Source organism: Virgibacillus salinus, from assembly GCF_900102415.1.
In the GTDB taxonomy this organism is placed as follows: domain Bacteria; phylum Bacillota; class Bacilli; order Bacillales; family Amphibacillaceae; genus Lentibacillus; species Lentibacillus subterraneus.
This window is the reverse complement of record NZ_FNKD01000002.1, coordinates 939028-953010: the sequence shown is the minus strand read 5'-3', so window position 1 is coordinate 953010 and position 13983 is coordinate 939028. Positions and strand designations below refer to the sequence as shown.

At 37.9% G+C, this 13983-nt stretch carries 14 protein-coding genes; 11 read left to right on the top strand and 3 right to left on the bottom strand.

Annotated elements, in window-relative coordinates:
* Window positions 1-9: 9 nt before the first annotated feature.
* From BLS02_RS11600 to BLS02_RS11585, 4 genes are all read left to right on the top strand, one after another.
* A complete protein-coding gene (locus BLS02_RS11600; protein ID WP_092493183.1) occupies window positions 10-1098 on the top strand; it encodes a GerAB/ArcD/ProY family transporter in 1089 nt (362 codons plus the stop codon).
* A complete protein-coding gene (locus BLS02_RS11595; protein ID WP_092493181.1) occupies window positions 1088-2158 on the top strand; it encodes a Ger(x)C family spore germination protein in 1071 nt (356 codons plus the stop codon). Before BLS02_RS11600 ends, BLS02_RS11595 begins: the two co-directional genes overlap by 11 nt.
* A gap of 73 nt (window positions 2159-2231) precedes the next feature.
* Window positions 2232-3365, top strand: a complete 1134-nt coding sequence (locus BLS02_RS11590; protein WP_092493180.1) for a zinc-dependent alcohol dehydrogenase — start codon at window positions 2232-2234, stop codon at window positions 3363-3365.
* 294 nt (window positions 3366-3659) lie between these two features.
* On the top strand, window positions 3660-4391 hold the full coding sequence (locus tag BLS02_RS11585; protein WP_092493179.1) for an SDR family oxidoreductase: 732 nt from the start codon (window positions 3660-3662) through the stop codon (window positions 4389-4391).
* A gap of 96 nt (window positions 4392-4487) precedes the next feature.
* Here the strand turns inward: BLS02_RS11585 and BLS02_RS11580 are convergent, their stop codons facing one another.
* Together BLS02_RS11580 and BLS02_RS11575 are read right to left on the bottom strand one after the other, a co-directional pair.
* Window positions 4488-4928, bottom strand: a complete 441-nt coding sequence (locus tag BLS02_RS11580) for an SgcJ/EcaC family oxidoreductase (protein WP_092493178.1) — start codon at window positions 4926-4928, stop codon at window positions 4488-4490.
* A gap of 2 nt (window positions 4929-4930) precedes the next feature.
* Entirely contained in the window at window positions 4931-5590 is a 660-nt protein-coding gene (locus tag BLS02_RS11575) for a DNA-3-methyladenine glycosylase family protein (RefSeq protein WP_092493177.1), read from the bottom strand.
* A gap of 191 nt (window positions 5591-5781) precedes the next feature.
* Here BLS02_RS11575 and BLS02_RS11570 point away from each other — a divergent pair, with 191 nt between their 5' ends.
* From BLS02_RS11570 to BLS02_RS11560, 3 genes are all read left to right on the top strand, one after another.
* Window positions 5782-6990: an NAD(P)/FAD-dependent oxidoreductase gene (locus tag BLS02_RS11570; protein ID WP_092493175.1), complete on the top strand. Its 1209-nt coding sequence runs from the start codon at window positions 5782-5784 to the stop codon at window positions 6988-6990.
* A gap of 349 nt (window positions 6991-7339) precedes the next feature.
* Window positions 7340-7591: a hypothetical protein gene (locus BLS02_RS11565; RefSeq protein WP_092493174.1), complete on the top strand. Its 252-nt coding sequence runs from the start codon at window positions 7340-7342 to the stop codon at window positions 7589-7591.
* A gap of 80 nt (window positions 7592-7671) precedes the next feature.
* Window positions 7672-8496 carry a VanW family protein gene (locus tag BLS02_RS11560; RefSeq protein WP_254788758.1) on the top strand — a complete coding sequence of 275 codons (825 nt, stop codon included), beginning with the start codon at window positions 7672-7674 and terminating at the stop codon, window positions 8494-8496.
* Here the strand turns inward: BLS02_RS11560 and BLS02_RS11555 are convergent.
* Window positions 8491-8841: a DCC1-like thiol-disulfide oxidoreductase family protein gene (locus BLS02_RS11555; protein ID WP_175559479.1), complete on the bottom strand. Its 351-nt coding sequence runs from the start codon at window positions 8839-8841 to the stop codon at window positions 8491-8493. The genes BLS02_RS11560 and BLS02_RS11555 overlap by 6 nt on opposite strands.
* 239 nt (window positions 8842-9080) lie before the next feature.
* On the opposite strand from BLS02_RS11555, the gene BLS02_RS11550 reads away from it, so the two are divergent.
* The 4 genes from BLS02_RS11550 to BLS02_RS11535 all read left to right on the top strand — a co-directional run bounded on the left by BLS02_RS11550 (window position 9081) and on the right by BLS02_RS11535 (window position 13899).
* Window positions 9081-10184 carry a tetratricopeptide repeat protein gene (locus tag BLS02_RS11550; protein WP_092493171.1) on the top strand — a complete coding sequence of 368 codons (1104 nt, stop codon included), beginning with the start codon at window positions 9081-9083 and terminating at the stop codon, window positions 10182-10184.
* An 86-nt stretch (window positions 10185-10270) separates the two neighbouring features.
* Window positions 10271-10864 carry a nitroreductase family protein gene (locus tag BLS02_RS11545; RefSeq protein WP_139180787.1) on the top strand — a complete coding sequence of 198 codons (594 nt, stop codon included), beginning with the start codon at window positions 10271-10273 and terminating at the stop codon, window positions 10862-10864.
* Between the two features lie 13 nt (window positions 10865-10877).
* A complete protein-coding gene (locus BLS02_RS11540) occupies window positions 10878-11870 on the top strand; it encodes an ABC transporter substrate-binding protein (RefSeq protein WP_092493169.1) in 993 nt (330 codons plus the stop codon).
* Between the two features lie 4 nt (window positions 11871-11874).
* A complete protein-coding gene (locus BLS02_RS11535) occupies window positions 11875-13899 on the top strand; it encodes an iron ABC transporter permease (RefSeq protein ID WP_092493168.1) in 2025 nt (674 codons plus the stop codon).
* Window positions 13900-13983: the final 84 nt, after the last annotated feature.

Below are 13983 nucleotides of genomic sequence, written 5' to 3'. Positions count from 1 at the left end.
GGGTATGCGATGGTTAAGGTAAATGATCAAGTGCCGGCACTTATGGTGTTCTTTTTGATATCTGCTGCACAAACAGGTGTTGGGGTCCTTGGTTTTCAAAGTGTTATCAATAAGTATGCTGGTCATGATGCTTGGATATCGGTGATTGTGGCTGGGCTTGGATTTAATATTATCATTTGGATTATGTATAGAATTCTGCAAAATAATGATGGTGCAGAAATCGTTTCCATTCACAAGTTCACATATGGTAAATGGCTTGGAGGTATTCTTTCTTTTATATTTTCTATGTATTTAATATTGACTTCGGTAGTTGTATTGCGAACATATATTGAAATTATTCAGGTTTGGATGTTCCCATATGTGAAAGTGTGGGCGTTGTTATTACTGCTTATACCACTGATTTATTATATTATATCAGGGGAGTTTAGAATTATCGTTGGTGTATGTTTTTTTGGTGTTCTCTATCCTTTCTTTTTGATTTTCACCTTATTCTATCCATTAAAGTATTCTAATCTAACAAATATATTACCGATTCTTGATCACTCCTTTACTGAAATACTGCAGTCTTCATCATTGGCCATTTTCAGTTTCATGGGGGTTAGCACTTTACTCGTTTTTTATCCTTTTATACGTGAGTCCAGAAAATCACAAAAGTTTGCTCATATCGGAAATATATATACGACTTTCTTATATGTATTTATTTGCCTGGTTTCGTACATATATTACAATCAAAGTGAACTGCAAAATATATTATGGGCTACATTAGGTTTATGGAAAATTATTGAGATGCCTTTTCTTGCTCGTTTTGAATACGTTGGTATTGCAACACTGTTTTTTAGCATCCTGCCCAATGTTGCATTATATTTGTGGGCAAGTACTAGATCGCTACACAATTTATTTGGTATTTCCCATAAAAAAACAGCAGTATTTCTACTTGTTATCGTTTATATTGCCTGCATTATTACCGGGGGAAGGGAATTTATATCCTTTATCAATAACATGACAGGTAAAATAGGAGGCATACTTTTATTTGGTTACATTCCAATATTATTTTTGATTAACTTAATTCGCAGAAAGGTGAAGAGAAATGCCTCTTAAATATATTATTTTCTTTACATTTATAGCAGTCAGTATATTTGCGAATTTTGATATGCCCAAGAAGATTATTGATCAAATTCGGATGGCCACGGTTGCAGGATATGATTATGTTGATAAAGAGACCATTCAAGGGACTGTCGTATCACCAATGTTTTTACAGAAAAACCAATTAAAGGATTTGGTGTATACGGATACATCCTCTATGGTTTATGAAAACAGATTGAAACTGAATGCACAAGCTTCTGAACAGCTTCATAACGGAAAATTGGAAATCGCTTTTTTTAACAAGGAGTTGGCAGAGAACGGACTTAGAGAAACTCTTGATTATCTTTTGAGAGACCCTACCATAGGTTCACGTTTATACTTAGGAATAGTGGAGGGATCGGCATATGAACTATTGAACTCTATTGATAGTAGTAAGGGAGCGGGGGTTTATTTATCCGATTTATTCGAACACAATGTTCAACATGGAAACCTACCCGAAACGAATTTAAAAATGTTCTCCTCCACGCTAGATAGTAAGACCAGGGATCCGTTTTTACCGATGTTAAATAAGGAGAAGGGATTTCCCAGTATAGAATCTATCGCTTTCTTTAATGGTGATATACTTGTTGACAGTATACCAATCGAGGATGCAAATATCTTTAAAATGCTTTATCAAAATTTTAATGACGGACTGTATAATTTAGTCACTGAGAATTACAAGGCATCAATTCAAAATGTTGATTCAACGAGGGATTTCCATGTTAGAGATGAAAAAGGCAGTATAAAAGTTACGATAAATGTTAAATTATCGGGGGTTGTAAGGGAATACACAAAGGGGAATTTAACCAAACGTATTCCCTCTTTTGAAAAAGATTTAGAAAAAGATTTTAAAAAGAAAGCAAATGAACTAATAAAACAATTTCAGGAGTTAAATATTGACCCACTTGGAATTGAAGAACATGTAAGAAGCAGCATTCGAACATACGATAAGAAACAGTTTAAAGCAGAATATCAGACACTTCCTATTGATTTGAAAATAAAATTTAAAGTTACGGAGACTGGTACAAGAAAGTAATAGCGCACATACATTATTGTAATTAGGACATCTTAATGCTTAGTTAAATTTATTTAGCAGAGGTGGACTATCTATGCGAGCAGTAACATATCAAGGAAAGTATTCAATAAGTGTCGAGAAAGTTGCTTTTCCAAAAATTCAGGATCCAGAAGATGTGATTCTAAAAGTCACATCAACAGCTATTTGTGGATCAGACCTACATTTGTATCAGGGAAATTTTCCACTACCTATAGGTTATGTTATCGGGCATGAGCCGATGGGAATTGTTGAAGAAGTTGGCAAAGATGTAACAAAGGTCAAAAAAGGTGATCGTGTAGTAATTCCTTTCACCGTTGCGTGCGGTAGCTGTCCATATTGCGAGAATCATCAGGAATCCCAATGTGATAATGCGAATCCTCATTATGATTCAGGCGGTTATTTTGGATATTCAGAGAAATTCGGCGATTATCCAGGAGGACAGGCGGAATACCTCCGTGTACCATTCGGTAACTATACACCTTACTTAATTCCAGAAGACTGTGAATTGGATGATGACTCGCTGTTATTTTTATCCGATGTTTTACCAACTGCGTACTGGAGTGTGGAGAATGCCGGGGTTAAACGAGGAGATACAGTTGTGGTATTGGGTTGTGGTCCGATCGGATTAATGGCTCAAAAGTTTGCATGGCAAAAAGGGGCATCACGTGTAATTGCAGTTGATCATATCCCATTTCGCCTCCAGCATTCAAAAAAAATAAATCGAACTGAAACATATAATTTTGCTGAATATGATGATATGGGTGAAGAATTGAAAGAGGTAACTCACGGTGGAGCAGATGTTGTTATCGATTGTGTCGGAATGGACGGCAAAAAGTCGCCCCTTGAATTTGTTGAACAAAAGCTTAAACTGCAGGGCGGCACACTTGGACCAATCCAAATAGCAACAAAAGCAGTAAAGAAATGTGGAATCGTTCAGCTCACAGGTGTTTATGGCGGGCTGTATAATATGTTTCCACTGGGTCCGTTTTTTACAAGGAATATTACACTTAAGACAGGTCAGGCACATGCCAGGTCTTATATGGATAAACTATATCATCAGATTGTTCGGGGGGAAATCGATCCTAAAGAGATCATAACGCACCATATGATGCTTGATGATGCTTCAGATGGGTATAAAATGTTTAACGGGAAAGAAGATGACTGCATTAAGGTCGTACTGCGGCCATGATATGTGAGGACTTTTCCGGGATCGAGTATGGTTCCAATGTGTCGAAATTTGTCGAATGGCTGAAGTTCACAGAGATTTCGCCGAAGTTGTCACACATTCGGCTGAAGTTCACAATTTTTCCGCTCAAGTTCACAATTTCCCCGCCGAAGTTCACAATTTTGGGTTAAAAATGAGAGTGATCGAGTATCGATGATAACTCTCATTTCTTGTCAATGGAACTCTAATCCTAGTCCAAATATTTAGAACTTGCATTTCTAACATGATAAACTCATGAAAGTAAGGGAGGAATTATTCATGACAAAATTATCAGGAAAAACTGCTATTGTAACAGGCGCTAGCAGCGGAATTGGTGCTGCAATTGCAGAACAACTTGCAAGTGAAGGCGCTAATGTAGTACTAGCTGCACGACGTAAGGAGAAGCTGGAGGAGCTTGTAGAATCAATTAATAAAGAGGAGAACGGAAAAGCAATTGCTGTTGAAACCGATGTTGCAAAACAATCAGAAGTTGACACGCTTGCAGAAAAAGCTTCCGAAACCTTTGGCGAAGTAGATATTTATGTTAACAACGCAGGGCTGATGTTAATGTCTACTATTCAAAAAGGACATGTTAATGAATGGGATCAGATGATTGATGTTAATATAAAAGGTGTTCTTTACGGGGTTAACTCGGTTTTACCTAAAATGGTAGAGCGCTCAACAGGGCATCTTGTCAATATTTCTTCAGTGGCAGGACATGAGGTTGCAAAAGTGAATGCAGTTTACAGTGCAACAAAATTTGCTGTACGTGCACTTTCAATGGGCTTGGAAAAAGAACTTGCAAGGACAGGTGTACGTGTAACAAACATTTCACCAGGAGCTGTAGCCACTGATCTTGCTTCACATGGAACAGATGAAGATCTTAAAAAGAAAGCCTCCAACTCTGATCGGAAAAAGTTAGAAGCAAATGATATCGCACGTGCCGTAGTATACGCGGTTACACAACCGGATTATGTGAATGTTAATGAAGTAACAGTAAGACCGGTATAGTTAACATAAAGGGAATGTTGAAAGAATCAGCATTCCCTTTAATTTTAGTTCTTTCGAAAATTTTTTTGCATTTTAATCATCGAAGTTTCTGTAATATCACATTTCAGACTTCAGTTCTTCCGTAATCTCTTGAACCAGATCTGGTCGGCCATGATATTGTGCAGGTGTGTTCTGAAGCAGTTCAATTTTCCATCCCTTTGGCTGCTTTACCGCCACAATTGTCTGATAGGCATTTAATTCAGGATTCAGCTCTGTCTGGCCTGGTGGCACCATACCTACAATTGCGCGTAAGATTGCGGTATCCTCTCCGACAAAACGGACTTCTTTAACCTTCGTTACAAATGGTGGGGTAGGGTGCTCGTTAAATATTGCACTTAGTTGCGAAATCATTTCATCTTGGCCCGACATCAGACTGCCATCATACCCAATCGATTCACCGGATTCGGTAAACTGTCCTGCCATATCATTGGCATTTCTCGTGTTCCATCCGTCAATCATTTTCTGGTAAAGCGCTTTGATTTCAGTTTTATCATGCATGATTATTCTCCTCCAATATCTTCAATCGAATTATATTTTTTTACTAAATCCAAATGCACAGTTTCCCATAAATAAAATGATGCGATTGTCAGGTGGGGGCTCCAAACCGGCTGTTTTTCGGCTAAAATTTTCCGGCGTTCTGACTTTTCAACTTCATAAAGCCATTTTGCTCCCCGCTGGATACCAATATCATCTAATGCCAGTACATTCATTCGGCCTAGTGAAAAAATAAGGAACATTTCAGCTGTCCATTTTCCGATACCTTTAATACTTGTCAATTGTTTAATAACCGTCTGATTATCAAGTTTGTGCAGCTTTTGTAAATCAACTTCGTTATGATAAACCTTTTCAGCCAGATCACGTAAATAGATAACTTTTCGTGCTGATAAACCGATTGAACGCAATCGTTGCTCAGATGTTTTAAGAATGGAGGTAGCTGTAATGTTATTTTCCATAAGCGATTCAAGCCTTGTATATATGGCGTTTGCTGCCTGTACAGAAATTTGTTGTCCGATCATCGAACGCACCAATGAGGTGAAAAAGTCGAGGCGCATTACAACTTCGATATCTCCAATAATTTGTATGAGTTTTTTCATTTGCGAATCAGCATTGCATAATTCTTCTACAGATTTGTCATCTTGATAAATTTTAATCTTCTCCATAATCCACCTCCATATAATTATAGAATGATTTTCATCATAATTACAAAGAATACCCGGGTGAACATAGATTTGTTAGCCTATTTACAAAAACTTTGATATTATAGAGGAAGTGGACATAAGGTTTTTCCTGCATTTTATATGATTTTTCGTATGAAATTGCTATTTTACTATTTGAGGAAGGTGGATATTATATGAGTAAACCAAAAATAGTCGTTCTTGGCGCTGGTTATGCTGGGATGATGACGACTAAACGATTAATGCAAAAACTAGGACCAGATGAAGCGGAGATAGTATTAGTAAACAAACATAACTATCATTATCAAACAACCTGGCTTCATGAGGTTGCTGCAGGTACGAGGAATCAGAATCAGGCACGAATGATGATTAGTGATGTAATTAACCCAAATCGTGTAAGTTTAATCTATGATGAAGTTACTGAAGTGAAAAAAGAAGAGAATCGTGTTGTATTGAAAAATAGTGAAGTTTCTTATGACTATCTTGTTATTTCACTCGGTTTTGAAACAAATACATTTGGAATTAAAGGAATGGAAAAGAATGCATTTTCCATTACAGACATCGAATCAAGCCGCATGATTCGCGAACATATTGAGTATCAATTTGCAAAATACAGCACTTCAGTCAAGAAAAATGAAAATGATTTAACAATTCTTGTTGGCGGTGGCGGTTTCACTGGTATCGAATTTGTTGGTGAGCTTGCTGAACAAGTACCGAAGCTTTGCAAAAAGTATGATATTGATCGCAGTAAAGCACGTATTATTAATGTGGAAGCTGCACCAAGAATTTTACCTGGTTTTAATGATGATTTAGTTGCATATGCTAAGAAATCATTAGAAGATCGTGGCGTTGAAATTCGAGAAGGCGCCAAAATCTCCGAATGTAAGAAAAACAGTTTTGTTATTGGAGATGATGGTGAAGAAATTAAAGCTGGAACTATCGTATGGACTGGCGGTGTAACCGGTAATTCAATTCTTGGCAAATCAGGATTTGAAATAACAAAAGGTAAAGTTACCGTTGAATCTGATCTTCGTGCACCGGGAGAAGAAAATATCTTCATTATTGGGGATTGTGCTTGGGTAATGAATAAAGAGGAAGGTCGTCCATTCCCACCAACTGCACAAGCGGCAATGCAGCATGCTGATACATGTTCTACCAATTTAAAAGGTCTAATCCGTAATGAACAATTAGAAAGCTTTACTTTTGATGACAAAGGTACAGTAGCTTCCCTCGGTAAAAGTGACGCGATGGGAACTGTATTCTCTGAGCGCCTACTTTATGGTACACCAGCAACTGCAATGAAAAAAGTTATTGATAATCGTTACTTGTTCTTACTTGGTGGACCTAAACTTATCTTGAAAAAAGGTAAATTACGCATGCTTTAAATAAACGAGGAGGGACATTTTCATGAAAAATGGAACATTATATTTATTATTGATTACATTTGCATCAATTATTGGGTATACGGTAGCAACCCGTAGCCTCGAGGATTCAAGAGATTTTCGATAAAACTACTCAAAACCATCTTGCTAGAATAGCAGGGTGGTTTTTAGCATCAAAGAAAGCATGAATACTTTCTTACTGTATAAATGAAACTAAGGCTTAGTCATTAAGACTTGGCGACAAGCTTAGTTTCTAAGTATTGATTGGGGTTGTTTTCTATATCTGTGATGGATATCACTGTTTACATGGTGTTAATCATTTATAGTGTAATTATATAGAGGAGGGCTTTTCGTGAGTATTGAACTTATTATCTTGTTAGTATTTCTTTTTGTTGTTGCGTTGGTTGGAACGTTACTAGTATTTAAACAAGAAGAAAATAAAATGAAACGATATGAAGAAGAAGGGGATACCGTAGAAGATCAGCTGCGTCGATCACATGAATATGAATCATCATCGCTGAAGTCGAATCTTCCCCTACAACTTATAATTTATTCTGTTACGATTATAATTTCACTTGTGGTTTTTGCAATTTATCTCTCTTAATTTGATTATCACAAATACAAGTAGTTTATTTGTTACATGTTTTTATTTATCTATCGAATACTAAGACAGGAGGTGGTTTTTTGAAAACCGTTATCTTGTCTTTTTTATTAGCTTCGACTCCTCTAACGATAATTAATGATGAAAACACTGTAGGGGAATTATCGAGGAATGATTTTGCGTTAACCTATGTAGATAGCTTGTTTGTAGACAATCAAAAGCTGGAACTCGAAATGAATATTTTAAGTGAAAAAGTATATGAAAAAGCTACAGATGCAAAACTTAATGATGAAGGTCAAATAGTGCAGGAAAAACCTGGATTGACACTTGACCGTATTAAATTCCGACAGCTTTTTCAGGATTATTTTTATGAGAATAGCAGGGAAGAAATCATTCTTCCGAAACAAAAGGTTTACCCTCGTGTTGATAGTGAATTACTTGCAGAAATCCGTGAAAAGGAAATTGGAAGTTATACTACTTATTTTAAGAAGAATAATAAAGAACGATCACATAATATCTTGCTCGCAGCTGAAGCAATAAATAATCATGTTGTTTTTCCTGGAAAAAGATTTTCTTTTAACAATGTAGTTGGTAAAAGAACGAAGGAAAGAGGCTATAAGCGAGCACCGGTTATAGTGAAAGGTGAACTGGCAGAGGACATTGGCGGGGGGATATGCCAGGTTTCTTCAACGTTGTACAATGCGGTCGAACTGAAAGGTGTCCAGATAATTGAACGATATTCACACAGCCGAAGCGTCCCATATGTACCGCCAGGACGTGATGCAACAGTTAGCTGGTATGGTCCTGACTTTGTCTTTAAGAATAATTACAGACAACCAATACTGATTCGGGCAACAGCTGATGAAGGGAAAATGATTATCAGGATACTTTCCTCTGAATCACTATGAGTCTATTCTGCATCCGTCATGGTCACATTGATTGACAGGCACAAGCCTTCTATTCCTGGCGATTTTTTTGTAAATAAAGTCACCTAAACCTATCCATTTGAATAGATACATGATAGGCAAAGGAACCCACATAAGCGGTAGTTTCTTAGAGACTTCAATAATAGCATCAAACCCTTCAAACCACCTTTTCTGATGGTATACATGCAGGCTTTCTTCCATTGCTTTTGGGTAATTTTCGATCGTACGGAAGGATTCAAATGAAAGCTGGTTCCTCCAATCTATTTTTTTCCAGAATATTGATGAACTTGTGCACATTTTACAATAGCTATCAAAGTATATAATCATTTTCATACTCCCCTCTAGAAGTTGTTCAAAAAGTCCGATAAAGTTGATGCTTCGAATTTCGACGTGGGCAACTTATAATTCAGTACATCCAGTACAAGTTCGCTACTTCGAATTTTCGCCGCACAGGCCGTTACGAACATAGCCGACTCAATCATTTTCATCCCTTTTACATACACCCCTTTTGCTTTATTTTAACATAAATTTTGGTTAATATTTAGGTATAGAGGGGAGTTTAGGTTATGGATATTTTAAACTTAGAAGAACTTTTTAATGATAATGTGTCAGGTGAACATAAAGAGGATTTAGTTCAGATTTTGGACGAGTTTAAGCGTGGACACTATCCAAATGTTTTGTCCAAGTTAAAAACGTTACGGGAAAATAATGAATTACATAATGTTCTTGTTAAAAAATTATGGATGGTTGAGGCAATTTGTCATGCGGAAATTGGCGAAAGCAGGGCAGCATCCGAAATTATCTCTAAACTTTATATGGATGACGATAGCGATTTGATGCTACTCGGTGAACTCGCATTTATGTGCGACTATAAATTAGCGCGCAGAATTATGTCTGCTGCCGTTAAACAAATGGAGGAAGAAGAGGAGACAGATCGAATCAAACTTGCACGGGGCTTTTTGGTATTGGCTGAGGTGGAAGAAAAGCTTGAAAAATTTGTTCGCTCTGTGAAGTATTTCCAAAAAGGGCTTGGCTATTTCGAGGAAGGTGATAACCGGGACCAGTATATGATATTGTATATCCATTTTAAAATTGGGATGCTGTATTCGATGCAAAATAAAGGGGAAGAATCTATTTCATACCTAAATAAGGTGATCGAAATGGCAGGTAACGATAATGAGGAGCTTAAGATTAAAAGTCTCGTAAGTATTGCGAAGACATACGGCAGTAAAGATCAAAATAAGCAGGCATACCCGTACTTAGAAGAAGCATTACAGCTTTTACAGGGCTCTTCATTAGTGAATACCATAGCACACGCTGAGGCATTAACAGAGATGGCATATTACTACTTTGACAAATCACAGCTTAATGAGGCGGTTCCGTATTATCAGGATGCAATTGAAAGGTATAATAATTTGCAATTTCCTTCCCATCGACAGTTAGGGATGATTCATATGCAATACGCTTATTGTCTCGAACATAAAAAAGGAAGTAGCATCCAGCATGCAGGGATAAATTACGAAAAGGCAATTGAGCGTCTTGAGCTGACAAAGGACCGTCAGCTGCTGGAAAATGCATTGGCTGATGTAATAGCATTTTTTGATAACACAAACAATACAAAGAAAAAGCGGTACTATGAAAATAAATTTGTAGAAATGGCTAATAGCTAAAAGATTACCTTGACAGGGTTCAGGATACACCGTAGTATTATAGGTGATAATGATAATCTTTATCAATTAGCTAATTTGAAGAGTAGGTGAGAAAGATCGATCTTATTGAACTAATGCGTGGCCGGCGCACGATTCTTGATTACAAAGAAGAAAAGATAGATAGGGATTTACTTACTGAATTATTTGACCATGCTGCATATGCACCGAATCATCACCTAAAGGAACCATGGAGAATTAAAATTTTTGAAGATGTAGCACGTTCTGGTTTTGGTGAAAAGATTGTAGATAGTTACATACGATACGGATATTTAAGTGCACTTTCAGACGAGAAGTTGAAGAAAGCCAGACAAAAGTATAATCAATTTTTCAATTCCGTACCACACCATGCTCTTTTTTATATGGATAAAGAGGATGATGGCGGGTACTTGGATGATGAAAACTATGCTGCGGTTTGTGCATTCATCCAGAATTTTCAGCTAGTTGCCTGGTCAAAAGGAATAGGTACGATGTGGACAGCGAAACCGACACTTTTGGACGAAGAATTTATAAGAGATATTGGTTTATCGCCTAGTGAACATCGACTAATAGCTGTTGTTCAGATTGGGTATCCTAACAAAATCCCACGCAATCGTGGACGAACACCGATACGTAATTCTATCGAGTGGATTCAAACAGAATAAAGGAGCGATTTACATGAAGAAATTAGCCATTTTTATGTTAATTTTAGTATTATCAATTTTAGCTGCATGCAGTGGTAATAGTGATGATGATAATGCGAATGAGGATAATAGTTCAAATGAGGAGCGTAAAGTAAAAATCCAAGATGCATTGGGTGAACAGACAATTGAAGGGTCACCTGAAAAAATAGTAGCACTAGAGTGGTCTTACGCAGAAAATCTGTTGGCGCTAGGAGTTCAGCCAGTTGGTGTTGCCGATTTGGATGGCTTTCATCAATGGGTAAATATCGATAAAGAATTTGATGAGAGTGTTAAAGATGTGGGAACACGCCAGGAACCAAATTTGGAAGCTATTTCCCGATTAAATCCAGACTTAATTATTGCAGTTAAATTTCGTCATGAACAGTATCTTGATAAACTAGAAGAAATTGCTCCAGTTGTTATGTTTGCTCCATATGGTGAAGAAGCTATACAAGACCATTATCAGAACATGGTTGATGAATTGAACACGGTTGCTAAAATAGTTAACAAAGAGGACGAAGCAGAGCAAGCGGTAACGGATCTAAATAACTTTGTCGATGAACAAAAGCAGCGTGTAGCAGACGCAGGGCTGGAAGGCTCGAAATATGTTGCAACACAGGCGTTCACAGCACAAAATACGCCGACAATAAGATTGTTCACCGAGAATTCTATCGTTGCCAAATTAATGAGTAAACTTAGCTTTGAGAATGCTTATTCAACAGATAAAACAGAAGTATACGGGTATAGCGAAGTCACAGTGGAAGCACTGCAAAATTTTCAGGAGGATGATCTCCAATTCCTGTATATTGTACAGGAAGAAGATAATATTTTTGAAAATCAGCTTAAAGGAAATCCAGTATGGGAAAATTTAAGCTTTGTCAAAAATGGTAACACCCATCAATTACCAGGTGATACGTGGACATTTGGTGGTGTATTATCAGCAGAAGTTTTAACAAAACAGTTAGTCGATGCTATGGTAAAAGAGTGATTTGATGAATGAGGCATTACGAAAATCTATAATTGCGGTTCTCACCTTTGGGGGTGGAACCGCGCTTTTGTGCATATTAACCTTTATACATATAAATCAGGGAAGTGTATCCATTCCAACAGGTACAATTATTGATTCAATCTTTGCACCGGAAGATACATTACAGCATCATACGATTCGTACTTTACGGCTGCCACGTGCGGTCATGGGCATTATTGCCGGGGGTGCGCTTGCAGTTGCTGGTGTTGTTCTGCAAACAGTGACCAAGAATCCTTTATCATCTGCAAGTACATTAGGAATACATTCCGGGACTTATTTTGCAGTAATCTTTAGTACGGTGTTCTTCCCAGCGGCATTACTGGGAAATGGAATTATTGTCGCGTTTCTAGGCGGTATTTTAACCTTTTTAATTGTGTTTATATTATCAGGTGGTAACAGTGCCACGCCAGTACGCATGGTTTTAGCCGGAATGATTGTGACATTTCTGTTTTCATCCTTGACAAGTTTATTGCAGATTTTTTATGAAAATGAAACAGCGGGGTTATTTTTATGGGGCTCTGGTACGCTTGTTCAAAATGACTGGAGCGGCGTGAATTTTTCTTTACCGTTTGTAGTAATTGGTTTAGTAGTTATTCTGGGATCTACATTCAAAATGGATACACTGACATTAGGTGATGATGTTGCTGTTGCACTGGGCCAAAACGTAAACGTCGTCAAGTTTGTATCGATTATTGCTGCTGTATTACTGACGTCGGTAACAGTAAGTGTTGTCGGGCCCATAGGATTTGTCGGTTTGGTTGCCCCACATATTATAAAGCTTATCGGTTATCGAAAACATTTGCCATTAGTTATAGCCTCGTTTATCTGGGGAGGAAATGTACTGCTGTTTGCTGACGTATTGGCAAGGGTGATTGATCCATCATTTTCGGAACTGCCTGTTGGCGCTATAACTGCACTTATAGGGGCGCCGTGGCTGACTTATTTAGTGTTACGTATGAAGCGGTCAAAGTATGGGGAAGAAAATTCTGCAGTTATGGCTGGGAAAGCAACTATGAGTATGTCTCTGAAGGTTGTTATCCCTTTATTGATTGGTATTATTATCCTTACTATGATCGTAAGTTTGGCATCAGGAAATTATGGGTTTGAACCGGTACTGTTATGGAATACGTTTTTTGGTGAATCAAATGATTTTATGCTTGGTCTGATATTAGATTTACGTTTACCTAGGGCACTCGTGGCGTTGCTTAGTGGAATGGTGCTGGCTGTTAGCGGTTTAATCTTTCAAGGTGTATTAAGAAATCCATTAGCAGATCCGTCCGTTATTGGAATTACTTCAGGAGCTGGCGTTGGGGCATTGCTTACAATGTATGTGTTTGGCGTGTCTGCTGTTTGGGTTCCGATTGGAGCAATGATTGGTTCATTTGTATTTTTTGTATTTGTTATGATTTTGGCGGTTCGCGCACAATTTCAGCCTACCATTCTGGCCTTGCTTGGGATAGGTGTTTCTGCGTTTGGTTCAGCTATTATCCAGATATTAGTTGTTCGGGCTGATATGGGAGTTGCTTCTGCGCTTACGTGGCTATCTGGGACAACCTATGCCAGAGGGTGGTCGGAATTACTTGATTTCCTTATTTGGCCTGTAGTGATTTTGTTCCCATTATTGTTAATGCGAATCCGTGTGCTTGATACATTGTCCTTAGGTGATGATACTGCAAAAGGATTAGGATTAAATATAATGTCTGCCCGGTTTCAGCTAGCTCTAATTGCAACATTGTTGGCTGCATTCAGTGTGGCTGCTGTTGGGGCAATCGGATTTGTTGGCTTGATTGCACCACATGCGGCTCGATTACTTGTGGGGCCGTCGAACCAGCGCTTACTGCCAGTTACAATTTTAATCGGTGGTGCACTGCTAGTGATAGCCGATTTATTTAGCCGTACGTTATTAGCTCCAAATGAGATACCCTCAGGGATTCTTGTTGCTATAATTGGTGCACCATACTTCCTGTGGCTGATGAAGAAGCGTGCGTGATGGGAAAGCAGTTTAATATATGGAAAAAGCAAAAGAGTGTGCTCCAAATTAAATTGGGGGCACACTCTTTTGATACTGTGCGGA